The organism is Romboutsia lituseburensis DSM 797 (genome assembly GCF_900103615.1).
In the GTDB taxonomy this organism is placed as follows: domain Bacteria; phylum Bacillota; class Clostridia; order Peptostreptococcales; family Peptostreptococcaceae; genus Romboutsia_F; species Romboutsia_F lituseburensis.
Genome location: NZ_FNGW01000019.1, coordinates 1 through 15,451, shown reverse-complemented (window position 1 = coordinate 15,451; position 15,451 = coordinate 1). Strand labels below are relative to the sequence as shown.

Genomic DNA, 15,451 nt, shown 5'->3' with positions numbered 1-15,451 from the left:
AGGATTACAAAGAAATGAAATAGAAAGAGGACAAGTTATGGCTAAGCCAGGAACAGTTAAGCCTCACACTAAATTCATGGCAGAAGTATACGTTCTTAAAAAAGAAGAAGGTGGAAGACATACTCCATTCTTCGATGGATACAGACCACAATTCTACTTCAGAACAACTGACGTTACAGGAGCTTGTAAATTACCAGACGGAATAGAAATGGTAATGCCAGGAGATAACGTAACTATGCAAGTTGAGTTAATAAACTCAATAGCAATAGAAGAAGGATTAAGATTCGCAATAAGAGAAGGTGGAAGAACAGTAGCATCAGGAGTTGTTGCTTCTATAGTTGAATAGTCTTCAATTATATACGATTAATCAATAGATAAAAAGAGGGGTTTTACTCCTCTTTTTTTAACTTGAAACCTACAAAAACATTGACATGCCTATTATTTTGTGATAACTTATACAAGGTAATGATTCAGGAAGGTAATAACACTTTAACGAAAGTTGAGGCGTTATTTAACAATATATATTATTGTATAAATAAAGTTGGAGGTGTAGCAGATGAGAGTTAAAGTAACTTTAGCATGTACAGAGTGTAAGCAAAGAAACTACAACACTACTAAGAACAAAAAGAACAACCCAGACAGAATAGAATTACAAAAATATTGTAGATTCTGCAAAAAGCATACTACTCATAAAGAAACAAAATAGTTTTTTATAAGAGGATGTGAATATAGAATGTCTGCCCAAGTTAATCAAGGCGTGAAAACTAAAAAAAGATTCGGTTTAGGTTCTTTTGTAAAAGAAACAAAGCAAGAATTAAAAAGAGTTTCGTGGCCGACAAGACAAGAATTACTGAAAAACACAGGTGTAGTTTTAACTGTAGTTATTTCATCTACTATATTAGTGTGGGTTTTAGATAGTGTATTATCTGGTGCACTAGGACTGATACTAAAATAGATAAAAAGGAGAAAATAATATGTCAGAATTACAACAAGCAAGATGGTATGTTGTTCATACCTATTCAGGACATGAAAATAAAGTTAAAGCTACTATAGAAAAAGCTGTAAAGACTAGAAGTATGGAAGATTGCATTACTCAAGTGGTTGTACCAACTGAGGATGTAGTTGAAACTACTAAGACTGGAAAAGAAAAAACTAGACAACGTAAGATATTCCCAGGTTATGTTTTAGTTAAAATGGTTATTACTGATGAGTCTTGGTATGTCGTAAGAAATACTAAAGGTGTTACTGGATTCGTAGGTCCTGGGTCAAAACCAGTTCCATTAAGCGAAGATGAAGTAATAGCTATGGGCATAGAATTAACTGAACCGAAAATAGCAGCTGGTAATATCGACCTAGAAATAGGAGATACAGTAGAAGTTGCAAATGGTCCATTTGGTGGACAAGTAGGAACAGTTGAGGAAATAAACCTGGAAACTAAAGAAGTAAAAGTGTGCATAGACGCATTTGGTAAGAAAACTCTATTTGTCGTAGAGGCAGATGGCATAGAAAAAATATAATCGTTATATTATTTAATATACAAACGAATACAAGGAGGTCCGCAAATGGCTAAAAAAGTTATAGGTCAAATAAAATTACAAATACCTGCAGGGAAAGCTACACCAGCTCCACCAGTTGGACCAGCATTAGGACAACACGGTGTTAACATAATGGGATTCACAAAAGAATTCAATGCTAAGACTGCAGATCAAGCTGGAATGATAATACCAGTTGTTATAACTGTATACCAAGATAGATCATTCTCATTCATAACAAAAACTCCACCAGCTGCAGTATTATTAAAGAAAGCTGCTGGTTTAGATTCTGCATCAGGAGAACCAAACAAGAAGAAGGTTGCTACTTTATCTTCAGCTAAGATAAGAGAAATAGCAGAATTAAAAATGCCTGACTTAAACGCTGCATCAGTTGAAACTGCAATGAGTATGATAGCTGGTACTGCAAGAAGTATGGGAATAGTTGTAGAAGACTAATTTAAAATTAAATTAGACACTTCTGTATAGAAGTGGGAGGTTGAAAAAACCGAATAATACCACAAGGAGGACATTTAAAATGGCTAAAAAAGGAAAAAAATACGTAGAAGCTTTAAATAAAGTTGATAGAACTAAATTATATGATGCTACAGAAGCATTATCATTAGTAACAGAAGTTGCTACTGCTAAATTTGATGAAACAGTAGAAGCTCACATAAAATTAGGTGTTGACTCAAGACATGCTGATCAACAAGTTAGAGGAGCAGTTGTATTACCTCACGGAACTGGTAAAACTAAGAGAGTTTTAGTTTTCGCTAAGGGTGCAAAAGCTACAGAAGCTACAGAAGCTGGAGCTGACTTTGTAGGAGCTGAAGAATTAGTTCAAAAAATACAAGGTGAAAACTGGTTTGAATTCGACGTTGTAGTTGCTACTCCAGATATGATGGGTGTAGTTGGTAGATTAGGTAGAGTATTAGGACCTAAAGGATTAATGCCAAACCCTAAATCAGGAACAGTTACTTTCGATGTAGCTAAAGCTATAGACGAAATAAAAGCTGGTAAGGTTGAATACAGATTAGATAAAACTAACATAATACACGTTCCAGTTGGAAAAGTATCTTTCGGTGGAGAAAAGTTAGCTGAAAACTTTGCTGCATTAATGGATGCTATAGTTAAGGCTAAGCCAGCTGCAGCTAAAGGACAATACTTAAAGAGTGTAGCAGTTACTTCTACTATGGGACCTGGAATCAAAATAAATCCAGCAAGAATAGCAGAATAATAAAAACTGTTGACATAGATATTCAAAAATGTTAATATAACATATGTTGATATAAAAAAGAATAGATTTGCCGTAGACAGTAGGTGCTGAAAAGCTTAATATCCTACCGAGGTTTTAGATAAATTGAAATTACTAAAGCTTTTGGTGTCTACTTTTGACTCAAAAGCTTTTTTAAATGAGATTGCGGCGAATACTAAACCTATTAGGTGAAGGAGGTGCACATCGAGATGAGAAAGGCTATAGAAGTTAAATCACATGTTGTTGCTGAAATAGTTGAAAAGTTACAAAAATCATCTGCTGCTGTTGTAGTTGACTACAAAGGATTAACAGTTGAAGAGGTAACTGAATTAAGAAAGAAAATGAGAGAAGCTGGTGTTGAATACAAGGTATACAAAAACACTTTAGTTAGATTAGCTGCTAAAGAGGTTGGTATAGAACAATTCAATAACGAGTTATTAGTTGGTACTAATGCGATAGCTTTCGGATACGAAGATCCTGTTGCTCCAGCTAGAATATTAAAAGAATTTATGGATTCTCATCCAAAAATGCAATTAAAGATGGGTGTAGTTGAAGGTGAATTCTACAACGAAACTCAAATAGCTGAGTTAGCTAGCATACCATCAAGAGAAGTTCTTCTTGCTAAATTACTTGGAAGCTTAAAAGCTCCAGTATCAAACTTTGCATACTTAATAGATGCAATAGCTAAAAAAGCTGAAGAACAACAAGCTTAATTGTCAATTTAGTTAAAATTATAAAATAATTTTACATTAATATTATTAAAAAACAAGAAAAAAATGCGGAGGTGCTTAAAATGACAATAGAACAAATATTAGAAGCTATAGAAAACATGAAAGTTTTAGAATTAAATGAATTAGTTAAAGCTGCTGAAGAAAAATTCGGTGTATCTGCTTCAGCTCCAGTTATGATGGCTGGTGCAGTTGCTGGTGGAGCTGCTGAAGAAAAAACAGAATTCGACGTAGTATTAGCTAGCGCTGGATCTTCAAAAGTTGGAGTTATAAAAGCTGTTAGAGAAATAACAGGATTAGGATTAAAAGAAGCTAAAGAAGTAGTTGATAACGCTCCTAAGACAGTTAAAGAAGGAGCTTCTAAAGAAGAAGCTGAGCAAATAAAAGAAAAGTTAGAAGCTGCTGGAGCTTCAGTAGAAGTTAAGTAGTTTTTCTTTTTAAAAGATGTCCCGATGGGGCATCTTTTTTATTTTGTAAAATTATACAATAAAAAATTATATAAAATAAAAATAGTTTTTGAAAATTCTATTTGATAAAAAGTAAACTGAAATTTGATATAAAAAATATAATTCGAGAAAGAAAAAAACAATTTTAATATAAAAAACCATTTATTTTAATAAAATAAAAAAATATGTAAAAAAAAGAGAATTTAAGATTGGTATTTTGTGCATAATAAATAATGCATATTTTATAGCGTGAAGTACAAAACGTAAATAAAAAGAAATGATAATAACTTACATATTGAAAAATGCTTGACATTATGATAAAATTATTAGATGCGTTAGAATAAACTATGGTTTTATTTTTAATTATTGAGAGGTGAAAAGTGAATGCCACATCCTGTCACGATAGGTAAAAGAACTAGAATGAGCTTTTCTAAGATAAAAGAAATAGCTGATGTACCAAATCTTATAGAATTACAAGTAGATTCTTATAAGTGGTTTATCGAAGAGGGTCTAAAAGAAGTATTTGAAGATATATCTCCAATAGAGGATTACACAGGGAATCTTATATTAGAGTTTGTTGACTACTCTTTAGAGGATAAGCCTAAATATGATATAGAAGAATGTAAAGATAGAGATGCTACATATTGTGCACCTCTAAAAGTTAAAGTAAGACTTATAAACAAAGAAACTGGAGAAATCAAAGAGCAAGAAGTTTTCATGGGAGACTTCCCATTAATGACAGAAAAAGGAACTTTCATTATTAATGGTGCTGAGAGAGTTATAGTAAGTCAATTAGTTAGATCTCCTGGGGTTTACTATGCCCTAGAAAGAGACAAGACAGGTAAGAAATTAATATCATCTACTGTTATACCTAACAGAGGTGCTTGGTTAGAATATGAAACAGATTCTAATGATGTTATATCTGTCAGAGTTGATAGAACTAGAAAACAACCAGTTACAGTCTTATTAAGAGCATTAGGAATAGGAACGGATGCAGAAATCATCGAGCTTTTAGGAGAAGACGAAAGATTAGCTGCAACATTAGAAAAAGACAACACTACTTCTGTTGAAGAGGGTCTTATAGAAATATACAAAAAATTAAGACCAGGTGAACCGCCAACAGTAGAGAGTGCATCATCATTATTAAATGCATTATTCTTTGATCCAAAGAGATATGATTTAGCTAAAGTAGGTAGATATAAATTTAATAAGAAACTTGCTTTATGTTATAGAATAATGAATAAAGTATCAGCTGAAGATATAGTTAACCAAGAAACTGGTGAAGTATTTGTTAAAGCTGGTGAAAAAATAACTTACGAAACTGCTGTAGAAATACAAAATGCAGGTATAAACGTAGTTAATTTATTAGTTGATGATGAAAAGAATGTTAAAGTTATAGGGAATAATTTCGTAGATATTAAATCTCATATAAGCTTTGATATAGACGAATTAAATATAAAAGAAAAAGTTCACTATCCAACATTAAAAGAAATAATAGAAGAGTATAGTGATGAAGAAGAAATCAAAGAAGCTATAAAATCTAGAATAAAAGAGCTTATACCAAAGCATATATTACTAGACGATATAATAGCGTCTATAAACTATGAATTTAATATATTCCATGACATTGGAAATATAGACGACATAGATCACTTAGGTAACAGAAGAATAAGATCAGTTGGGGAATTATTACAAAACCAAGTGAGAATAGGTCTTTCTAGAATGGAAAGAGTTATAAAAGAAAGAATGACTGTACAAGATATGGAAGCTATAACGCCACAAGCGTTAGTTAACATAAGACCTGTATCTGCAGCTATAAAGGAATTCTTCGGAAGTTCTCAGTTATCTCAGTTCATGGATCAAACTAACCCATTATCTGAATTAACTCACAAGAGAAGATTATCAGCATTAGGACCAGGTGGACTTTCAAGAGAAAGAGCTGGATTCGAAGTGCGTGACGTTCATCATTCACACTACGGTAGAATGTGTCCGATAGAAACTCCAGAAGGACCAAACATCGGTCTTATAAACTCATTAAGTACTTACGCTAAAATAAATGAGTTTGGATTTATAGAGTCTCCTTACAGAAAAGTTGACAAAGAAGCTGGTAGAGTTACTAATGAAATTCAATACTTAACAGCTGATGAAGAAGATTTATTCATAAGAGCCCAAGCGAATGAACCATTAGAAGAAGATGGAACTTTTGTTAATAACAGAGTTGTATGTAGAACTAAAAATGGTTTAGTTGAATTGGTAGCAACTAATAAAGTTGACTTCATGGATATATCTCCAAAGCAAGTTGTATCTATAGCGACTGCTATGATACCATTCTTAGAAAATGATGATGCCAACCGTGCGCTTATGGGATCAAACATGCAACGTCAGGCCGTGCCTCTAGTTAGAAGAGAAGCACCAATCATAGGTACTGGAGTTGAGTACAGAGCTGCTAAAGATTCAGGAGCAGTTGTAGTTGCTAAGAATGATGGTATAGCTGATAGAGTAACAGCTGATGAAATAATCATCAAAAGAGAAGATGGAAATAGAGATAGATACAAATTACTTAAGTTTAAACGTTCGAATCAAGGTACTTGTATAAATCAAACTCCTATCATAAACAAAGGTGACCAAATAAAACAAGGTGATGTTATAGCAGATGGACCTTCTACTGAACTTGGAGAAGTAGCTTTAGGAAGAAACTGTTTCATAGCATTCATGACTTGGGAAGGTTACAATTATGAGGATGCCATCTTAATAAATGAAAGATTAGTTAAAGAAGATAGATTATCAACAATTCATATCGAAGAATATGAATGTGAAGCTAGAGATACTAAGCTAGGACCAGAGGAAATAACTAGAGATATACCGAACGTTGGAGAAAGTGCTATAAAGAACTTAGACGACAGAGGTATAATCAGAGTAGGTGCTGAAGTAGATTCAGGAGATATATTAGTTGGTAAAGTAACTCCAAAAGGAGAAACTGAACTTACTGCTGAAGAAAGATTACTTCGTGCTATATTCGGTGAAAAAGCTAGAGAAGTTAGAGATACTTCATTAAAAGTTCCTCATGGAGAATCTGGTATAATAGTTGACGTTAAAGTGTTCACTAGAGAAAATGGAGATGACTTATCTCCAGGAGTTAATGAATTAGTTAGATGTTATATAGCTAAAAAGAGAAAAATAACAGTTGGAGATAAAATGGCCGGACGTCATGGTAACAAAGGGGTTATATCTAGAATATTACCTGAAGAAGACATGCCGTTTATGGAAGATGGAACTCCACTTGATATAGTTCTTAATCCACAAGGTATACCATCTCGTATGAACATCGGACAGGTGCTAGAAGTTCATTTAGGACTTGCAGCTAAAACTTTAGGATGGCATGTTGCTACTTCAGTATTCGATGGAGCTAAAGAAGCAGATATAAGAAGTGCGTTAACTAAAGCTGGATACCCAGAAGATGGTAAGTTAACATTATATGATGGTAGAACAGGTGAAACATTCGATAATAGAATAACAGTAGGATACATGTACATGCTGAAACTACATCACTTGGTTGATGATAAGTTACATGCAAGAAGTACAGGACCATACTCTCTAGTAACTCAACAACCATTAGGTGGTAAAGCACAATTTGGTGGACAGAGATTCGGAGAGATGGAGGTTTGGGCTCTAGAAGCATATGGAGCTGCTCACATACTTCAAGAAATACTTACTGTTAAATCAGATGATGTTGTAGGACGTGTTAGAGCGTACGAAGCAATAGTTAAGGGTGAAAATATACCTGAGCCAGGAATACCAGAATCGTTCAAGGTTCTTATAAAAGAACTTCAAAGTTTATGCTTAGATGTAAAAGTATTAACTGAAGAAGATAAAGAAATAGATGTTAGAGAATCTTTAGATGCAGATGATACAACTGGTGAATTTGAACTTGATGTTATAGATAACATTAAAGAGTTAGAAGATAACCATATAATAGAAGAAATTGATGAAGATGTAGAAGAAACAAATGAAGATGAAGAAGATATAGAAAACATAGATTTCGAAGAAGACGTAGTTTATGATGAAATAGACTATGATGATACGGAAGACTTTGATGTATAAATTTTTTATTAAAGCAAATATCAAATAGAAGGGAGAGAACTCCTTGTTTGAATTAAACAATTTCGAGTCGATAAAAATAGCATTGGCTTCTCCAGAAAAAATAAGACAATGGTCTAGAGGAGAAGTAAAGAAGCCAGAAACTATAAACTACCGTACACTTAAACCAGAAAAAGATGGTCTATTCTGTGAAAGAATATTTGGACCTCAAAAAGACTGGGAGTGTCACTGTGGTAAATATAGAAGAGTAAGATACAAAGGTGTAGTTTGTGATAGATGTGGAGTAGAAGTTACAAAAGCTAAGGTAAGAAGAGAAAGAATGGGACATATAGAGCTAGCAGCTCCTATGTCTCATATCTGGTACTTCAAAGGGATACCAAGTAGAATGGGTCTTTTACTTGATATGTCTCCTAGATCTTTAGAAAAGATATTATACTTTGCTTCATATGTTGTAATTAATCCAGGAGAAACAGGATTAAATGCAAAGCAATTATTAACAGAAAAAGAATACAGAACTGCTGTTGAAAAGTATGGATACAATACTTTCACTGTAGGTATGGGTGCTGAAGCTGTAAAACAATTATTACAAAATATTGATTTAGAGCAAGAAAGTAAAGACTTAAGAGCTGACTTAAAAGATAGCACAGGACAAAAAAGAGTTAGAACAATAAGAAGATTAGAAGTGGTAGAAGCTTTCAAAAAGTCTGGTAATAAGCCAGAATGGATGATATTAGAGGCTATACCAGTAATACCACCAGATTTAAGACCAATGGTTCAATTAGATGGGGGAAGATTTGCAACTTCTGATTTAAATGATTTATATAGAAGAGTTATAAACAGAAATAACAGATTAAAGAGATTATTAGAACTTGGAGCTCCTGACATAATAGTAAGAAATGAAAAAAGAATGCTTCAAGAAGCGGTAGATGCTTTAATAGACAATGGTAGAAGAGGTAGACCTGTAACTGGACCTGGTAATAGACCACTTAAGTCATTATCAGATATGTTAAAAGGTAAGCAAGGACGTTTCCGTCAAAACTTACTTGGTAAACGTGTTGACTACTCAGGACGTTCGGTTATAGTTGTTGGACCAGAACTTAAATTCTATCAATGTGGTCTTCCAAAGAAAATGGCTCTTGAATTATTCAAGCCGTTTGTTATGGATAAATTAGTTAAAGAAGGATATGCACATAATATAAAGAGTGCTAAATCTATAGTAGAGAAAGTTAAGCCAGAGGTTTGGGATGTATTAGAAGACGTTATAAAGAGTCATCCAGTACTACTTAACCGTGCGCCTACTCTTCATAGACTAGGTATCCAAGCATTTGAACCAATCTTAGTTGAAGGGAAAGCTATAAAGCTTCACCCACTTGTATGTACAGCATATAATGCCGACTTCGATGGTGACCAGATGGCAGTACACGTTCCTTTATCAGTTGAAGCACAAGCAGAAGCAAGATTCTTAATGTTATCTGTTAACAATATACTTGCTCCTAAAGATGGTACTCCAATAACTACTCCTTCTCAGGATATGGTTTTAGGATGTTACTACTTAACAATAGAAGCTCAAGGTGGAGAAAAAGGAACTGGAACAATATTCAAAGACTATAATGAATTATTACTTGCTTACCAAAATCAAGCTGTAGAATTACATTCATTAGTAAAAATGAAAATAGTGCTTGAAGATGGAAGAAGTTCATTAGTTGAAAGTACAGTTGGTAGATTTATATTTAATGAAAATATACCTCAAAACTTAGGATTTGTTGACAGAAATGTAGATGAATTTGGATTAGAAATAGATTTCTTAGTCGACAAAAAAGCTTTAGGTAAAATTATAGATAAGTGTTTCAGAAGACATGGTAATTCAGATACTGCAGTAATGCTAGACCACATAAAATCTTTAGGATTTAAATATTCTACAAGAGGTGGTATAACAGTTGCTGTTGCTGATATGAAGATACCAGAAGCTAAGAAAGCTTATATATCTGCTGCTGAAGAAAAAGTTGATAAATATGAAAAAGCATATAGAAGAGGTTTAATATCTAATGAAGAAAGATATGAAAGAGTTATAGAAACTTGGACAGAAACTACTGAAAAAGTTACAGATGCTCTTATGGCAAACCTTGATAGATTAAATAATATATTCATAATGGCTCACTCTGGAGCCAGAGGTTCTAAGAACCAGATAAGACAGTTAGCTGGTATGCGTGGTCTGATGGCCAATGCATCTGGTAAAACAGTTGAAGTTCCAGTTAAATCGAACTTCCGTGAAGGTTTATCAGTAATGGAATACTTCACATCATCACATGGTGCTAGAAAGGGTCTTGCCGATACAGCACTACGTACTGCCGATTCAGGTTACTTAACAAGAAGACTTGTTGATGTCAGTCAAGATGTTATAGTAAGAGAAGTAGATTGTGGAACTTTAGATATAACTGAAGTAGCTGCTATAAAAGATGGAAATGAAGTAATAGAAGAAATATATGACAGAATAGTTGGTAGATATACTATAGATCCTATAGTACATCCACAAACTGGTGAAGTTATAGTTGAAGCTGATTCTATGATACAAGAAGATGAAGCTGATCAAATAGTAAAAGCAGGAATAGAACAAGTTGAAATAAGAACAGTTCTTAACTGTAAAACAAACCATGGAGTTTGTTCTAAGTGTTATGGTAGAAACCTTGCAACAGGTAAGGAAGTTAACATAGGTGAAGCTGTAGGTATAATAGCTGCTCAATCAATCGGGGAGCCAGGAACACAGCTTACAATGCGTACTTTCCATACAGGTGGGGTAGCCGGTGGAGATATAACTCAAGGTCTTCCAAGGGTTGAGGAATTATTCGAAGCCAGAAAACCAAAAGGTTTAGCTGTTATAACTGAAATATCAGGTAGAGTTGAAATTGATGAAACTGGTAAGAGAAAAGAAGTTGTAGTAGTGCCAGAAACAGGTGAAACTGAAACTTATGCAATACCTTACGGATCTAGAATAAGAGTAAAACAAGGTCAAATGGTTGTAGCCGGAGATCCTTTAACTCAAGGTTCTATAAATCCACATGATATAGTAAGAGTACAAGGTATAGGTGGAGTTCAAGAATATATAGTTAAAGAAGTTCAAAGAGTGTATAGAATGCAAGGGGTTGACGTTAACGATAAGCATATAGAAGTTATAGTAAGACAAATGCTATCTAAAGTTAAGGTTGAAGATCCAGGAGATACAGATTTATTACCAGGTGGATATGAAGATGTATTAACATTCAACAAGTGCAACGAAGAAGCTATAGCTCAAGGATTAAGACCAGCTGTTGCGAAGAGAACATTACTTGGTATAACTAAGGCATCTCTTGCTACAGAATCATTCTTATCAGCTGCATCATTCCAAGAAACTACAAGAGTTTTAACTGAAGCTGCTATAAAAGGTAAGGAAGATCACTTAATAGGTCTAAAAGAAAATGTTATAATAGGTAAATTAATACCAGCTGGAACAGGTATGAAGAGATATAAAAACATAGCTGTTGAAACAGTTGAAGATTAATTATATAAATACAGTTATTTATAACATAAAGAAATCTTGACAGAGATTATCTCTGGTGATAAAATGTAAAAGTGTGCAATTGAAAGTCGACTAAGAGCTTAATAGTTCTTAGTGGCTTTTAAATTGACTTTTAATAAATAGTTAAGAACTAGCAGGCACCAAACTGCAAAGAGCTAAAACCACATGAAATGTGTGTTAATAGACATTTAATTGTAAAGTAACGAAAAGTTACTATGTATACTCAATATGATAAACATATTGATGTAGTTGGCGGTCATCAAGATCGAAATTTTTAAAAAGGAGGTGCATGTCATGCCAACGATTAACCAATTAGTTCGTAAAAAAAGACAAGCAATAGAAAAGAAATCTACTGCTCCAGCATTACAAAAAGGATATGATTCTTTACACAAGAAAATAACTGATGCAAGTGCTCCACAAAAAAGAGGAGTTTGTACTTCAGTAAAAACAGTTACTCCTAAGAAACCTAACTCAGCTTTAAGAAAAGTTGCCAGAGTTAGATTAACAAATGGGATAGAAGTTTCTGCTTATATACCAGGTGAAGGCCACAACTTACAAGAGCATAGTGTTGTTCTTATAAGAGGAGGAAGAGTAAAAGACCTTCCAGGGGTTAGATACCACATACTTAGAGGTACATTAGATACTGCAGGTGTTGATAAGAGAATGCAAGCTAGATCTAAGTACGGAGCTAAGAGACCTAAAGCTGCAAAAAAATAGTAAAAACTAACAATTGATTATATGTGCGGTGCTTTAAATATATATAGATATTTATGGCATCACGGCATTTAAATTATGTCGAGTACCTATGATTTAAGATTTAATAATTAAGGAGGGAAGCAAAATGCCAAGAAAAGGTAATGTTCCAAAGAGAGAAGTATTAGCAGATCCATTATACGGAAGTAAAGTGGTTACTAAGTTAATAAACAATTTAATGATAGATGGAAAAAAAGGAAAGTCTCAAGCAATAGTTTATGATGCTTTCGCTGTAATAGCTGAAAAAACAGGTGAAGATGCTCTAGAAGTATTCAACAAAGCTATGGAAAACATAATGCCTGTATTAGAAGTTAAAGCTAGAAGAGTTGGTGGAGCTAACTACCAAGTACCAGTTGAAGTTAGACCTGAAAGAAGACAAACTTTAGGTTTAAGATGGTTAGTAAACTACACTAGAGCTCGTGGAGAAAAAGGTATGGTTGAGAAGTTATCTAAAGAGATAATGGACGCTGCTAACAACACAGGAGCTTCAGTTAAGAAGAAAGAAGATACACATAAAATGGCAGAAGCTAATAAAGCATTTGCTCATTACAGATTCTAATTAGTAGGATATAAAGATACCTTTAATAAAAAGGGATATCATAAGGAGGAGAACCATGGCTAGAAAGTTTCCTTTAGAAAGAACTAGGAATATAGGAATCATGGCTCATATAGATGCAGGAAAAACTACTACTACAGAAAGAATCCTATTCTATACAGGGCAAACTCATAAAATAGGAGAAACTCACGAAGGAGCTTCTCAAATGGACTGGATGGAGCAAGAGAAGGAGAGAGGTATAACAATAACTTCTGCTGCTACTACTGCTGCTTGGAAAGACCATAGAATAAACATAATAGATACACCAGGACACGTCGATTTCACAGTTGAGGTTGAAAGATCTCTAAGAGTTCTTGACGGTTCAGTTGCAGTATTCTGTGCTAAAGGTGGGGTTGAACCTCAATCTGAGAACGTATGGAGACAAGCTGATAACTACGGAGTACCTAGAGTGGCATTCGTAAATAAAATGGACATCATGGGTGCAGACTTCTACAATGTTGTAGCTATGATGAAAGATAGATTAGCTGCTAATGCAGTTCCAGTTCAATTACCAATAGGTAAAGAAGACTGGTTAGAAGGTGAAGTTGACCTTGTAGAAATGTGTGCTCACATATACAAAGACGACTTAGGAGTAGAAATAATAAAAACAGATATACCAGAAGATATGAAAGAGTTAGCTCAAGAGTGGAGAGAAAAGCTTGTAGAAGCTGTTGCTGAAACTGATGAAGAGTTAATGATGAAATATCTTGAAGGTGAAGAATTCACTGTTGAAGAAATAAAGACTGCTTTAAGAAAAGCTACTATAGCATGTGAACTTAACCCAGTATTCTGTGGTTCTGCTTACAAGAACAAAGGTGTTCAGTTATTATTAGATGGTGTTGTTGATTACTTACCAGCTCCAACTGATATAGCTTCTATAAAAGGTATATTAGAAGATGGTGAAGAAGCAGAAAGACATTCATCTGATGAAGAACCATTCTCAGCTTTAGCATTCAAAATAATGACTGACCCATTCGTTGGGAAGTTAGCATTCTTCAGAGTTTACTCTGGAGTAATATCAAGTGGATCTTACGTTCTAAACGCTACTAAGAATAAGAGAGAGAGATTAGGACGTATACTACAAATGCATGCTAATACTAGAGAAGAAATAACTGAAGTATATGCAGGAGACATAGCTGCAGCTGTTGGATTAAAAGATACTACTACTGGAGATACTTTATGTGATCCAGGTCATCCAATAGTACTTGAAACTATGGAATTCCCTGAGCCAGTTATATCTGTTGCTATAGAGCCTAAGTCAAAAGCTGCTCAAGAAAAAATGGGTGTTGCTCTTCAAAAATTAGTTGAAGAAGATCCAACTTTCAGAGTTAGAACTGATGAAGAAACAGGACAAACTATAATATCAGGTATGGGTGAATTACACTTAGAGATAATAGTTGATAGATTATTAAGAGAATTCAAAGTTGAAGCTAACGTTGGAGCTCCTCAGGTTGCTTATAGAGAAACTATAACTCAACCAGTTGATATAGAGTACAAATACTCTAAACAATCAGGTGGTAGAGGACAATACGGTCATGTTAAGATAAGAGTTAACCCTCAAGAACCAGGTGCTGGTTACAAGTTCGAAAACAAGACTGTTGGTGGATCTGTTCCTAAGGAATATGTTGGACCAACTGATGCAGGTATACAAGGTGCTATGGCATCTGGTGTAGTTGCTGGATTCCCAGTTGTTGACGTTGCTGTTGAATTATACGATGGTTCTTACCATGAAGTCGATTCATCAGAAATGGCATTCAAAATGGCTGGTTCAATGGCTATGAAAGAAGCTTTAAGAAAAGGAAATGCTGTACTGTTAGAGCCTTACTTCAAAGTTGAAGTTGTTACTCCAGAAGATTACATGGGAGACGTTATGGGTGGATTAAACTCTAAGAGAGGTTTAATACAAGGTATGGAAGCTAGATCTGGTGCACAAGTTATAAATGCATTCGTTCCACTTTCAGAAATGTTCGGATACTCTACTGAGTTAAGATCATCTACTCAAGGTCGTGCAACTTACACAATGATATTCGATCACTACGAGCAAGTTCCAGCTTCAGTTGCTAAGAAAATAGCTGAAGGAAAATAATAATTTTTAAATAAAATAGTATAATAAGTAAGACGGAGTAAATACTCTGTCTTACATAAATATATATAGGGAGGTATTTCAAAATGGCTAAAGCTAAATTTGAAAGAAATAAACCACACGTTAATATAGGAACAATAGGTCACGTTGACCACGGTAAAACTACATTAACAGCAGCAATAACAAAAACATTATTCGATAGATACCAATTAGGAGAAGCTGTAGACTTTGCTAACATAGATAAAGCTCCAGAAGAAAGAGAAAGAGGGATCACAATCTCTACTGCTCACGTTGAATACGAAACTCCAAACAGACACTACGCTCACGTTGACTGCCCAGGACATGCTGACTACGTTAAGAACATGATAACAGGTGCTGCTCAAATGGACGGTGCTATATTAGTTTGTTCAG

General features: G+C 34.2%; 14 protein-coding genes and 1 other annotated feature. All 14 genes read left to right on the top strand.

The genetic code is table 11. The features are described 5' to 3' along the window. Nucleotides 1-346: elongation factor Tu (locus BLP75_RS17740; protein WP_482211629.1), on the top strand; the 346-nt coding region annotated here is incomplete at its 5' end. A 210-nt stretch (nucleotides 347-556) separates the two neighbouring features. Next, a complete protein-coding gene (rpmG, locus tag BLP75_RS17735; RefSeq protein ID WP_003421192.1) occupies nucleotides 557-706 on the top strand; it encodes a 50S ribosomal protein L33 in 150 nt (49 codons plus the stop codon). Nucleotides 707-733: 27 nt separating this feature from the next. Further along, nucleotides 734-955 (top strand): preprotein translocase subunit SecE, encoded by a 222-nt coding sequence (gene secE / locus BLP75_RS17730; RefSeq protein ID WP_092727873.1) that lies wholly within the window; start codon nucleotides 734-736, stop codon nucleotides 953-955. A 19-nt stretch (nucleotides 956-974) separates the two neighbouring features. Then, complete coding sequence (gene nusG / locus BLP75_RS17725; protein WP_092727872.1) at nucleotides 975-1,517, top strand: transcription termination/antitermination protein NusG; 543 nt, start codon at nucleotides 975-977, stop codon at nucleotides 1,515-1,517. Nucleotides 1,518-1,562: 45 nt separating this feature from the next. Next, entirely contained in the window at nucleotides 1,563-1,988 is a 426-nt protein-coding gene (gene rplK, locus BLP75_RS17720) for a 50S ribosomal protein L11 (protein ID WP_026899723.1), read from the top strand. Between the two features lie 79 nt (nucleotides 1,989-2,067). Then, nucleotides 2,068-2,766 (top strand): 50S ribosomal protein L1, encoded by a 699-nt coding sequence (rplA, locus tag BLP75_RS17715; RefSeq protein ID WP_092727871.1) that lies wholly within the window; start codon nucleotides 2,068-2,070, stop codon nucleotides 2,764-2,766. Between the two features lie 52 nt (nucleotides 2,767-2,818). Continuing rightward, nucleotides 2,819-2,948 (top strand) — a sequence feature (ribosomal protein L10 leader region). Nucleotides 2,949-2,993: 45 nt separating this feature from the next. Continuing rightward, nucleotides 2,994-3,497, top strand: coding sequence for a 50S ribosomal protein L10 (rplJ, locus tag BLP75_RS17710; protein WP_092727870.1), 504 nt, complete (start codon nucleotides 2,994-2,996; stop codon nucleotides 3,495-3,497). Between the two features lie 80 nt (nucleotides 3,498-3,577). Further along, nucleotides 3,578-3,940: a 50S ribosomal protein L7/L12 gene (gene rplL, locus BLP75_RS17705; protein WP_092727869.1), complete on the top strand. Its 363-nt coding sequence runs from the start codon at nucleotides 3,578-3,580 to the stop codon at nucleotides 3,938-3,940. A gap of 402 nt (nucleotides 3,941-4,342) precedes the next feature. Continuing rightward, nucleotides 4,343-8,059: a DNA-directed RNA polymerase subunit beta gene (rpoB, locus tag BLP75_RS17700; protein WP_092727868.1), complete on the top strand. Its 3,717-nt coding sequence runs from the start codon at nucleotides 4,343-4,345 to the stop codon at nucleotides 8,057-8,059. A gap of 43 nt (nucleotides 8,060-8,102) precedes the next feature. Beyond that, nucleotides 8,103-11,591, top strand: a complete 3,489-nt coding sequence (rpoC, locus tag BLP75_RS17695) for a DNA-directed RNA polymerase subunit beta' (RefSeq protein WP_092727867.1) — start codon at nucleotides 8,103-8,105, stop codon at nucleotides 11,589-11,591. Between the two features lie 312 nt (nucleotides 11,592-11,903). Further along, entirely contained in the window at nucleotides 11,904-12,326 is a 423-nt protein-coding gene (gene rpsL, locus BLP75_RS17690) for a 30S ribosomal protein S12 (protein WP_092727866.1), read from the top strand. A 124-nt stretch (nucleotides 12,327-12,450) separates the two neighbouring features. Then, the gene (gene rpsG, locus BLP75_RS17685; RefSeq protein ID WP_092727865.1) at nucleotides 12,451-12,921 is read left to right on the top strand and encodes a 30S ribosomal protein S7; all 471 of its coding nucleotides are present in this window, start codon (nucleotides 12,451-12,453) and stop codon (nucleotides 12,919-12,921) included. Nucleotides 12,922-12,976: 55 nt separating this feature from the next. Continuing rightward, nucleotides 12,977-15,043, top strand: coding sequence for an elongation factor G (gene fusA / locus BLP75_RS17680; RefSeq protein ID WP_092727864.1), 2,067 nt, complete (start codon nucleotides 12,977-12,979; stop codon nucleotides 15,041-15,043). 83 nt (nucleotides 15,044-15,126) lie between these two features. Further along, nucleotides 15,127-15,451 (top strand): GTP-binding protein (locus tag BLP75_RS17675; protein WP_242872462.1); only part of this gene is annotated, 325 nt, incomplete at its 3' end.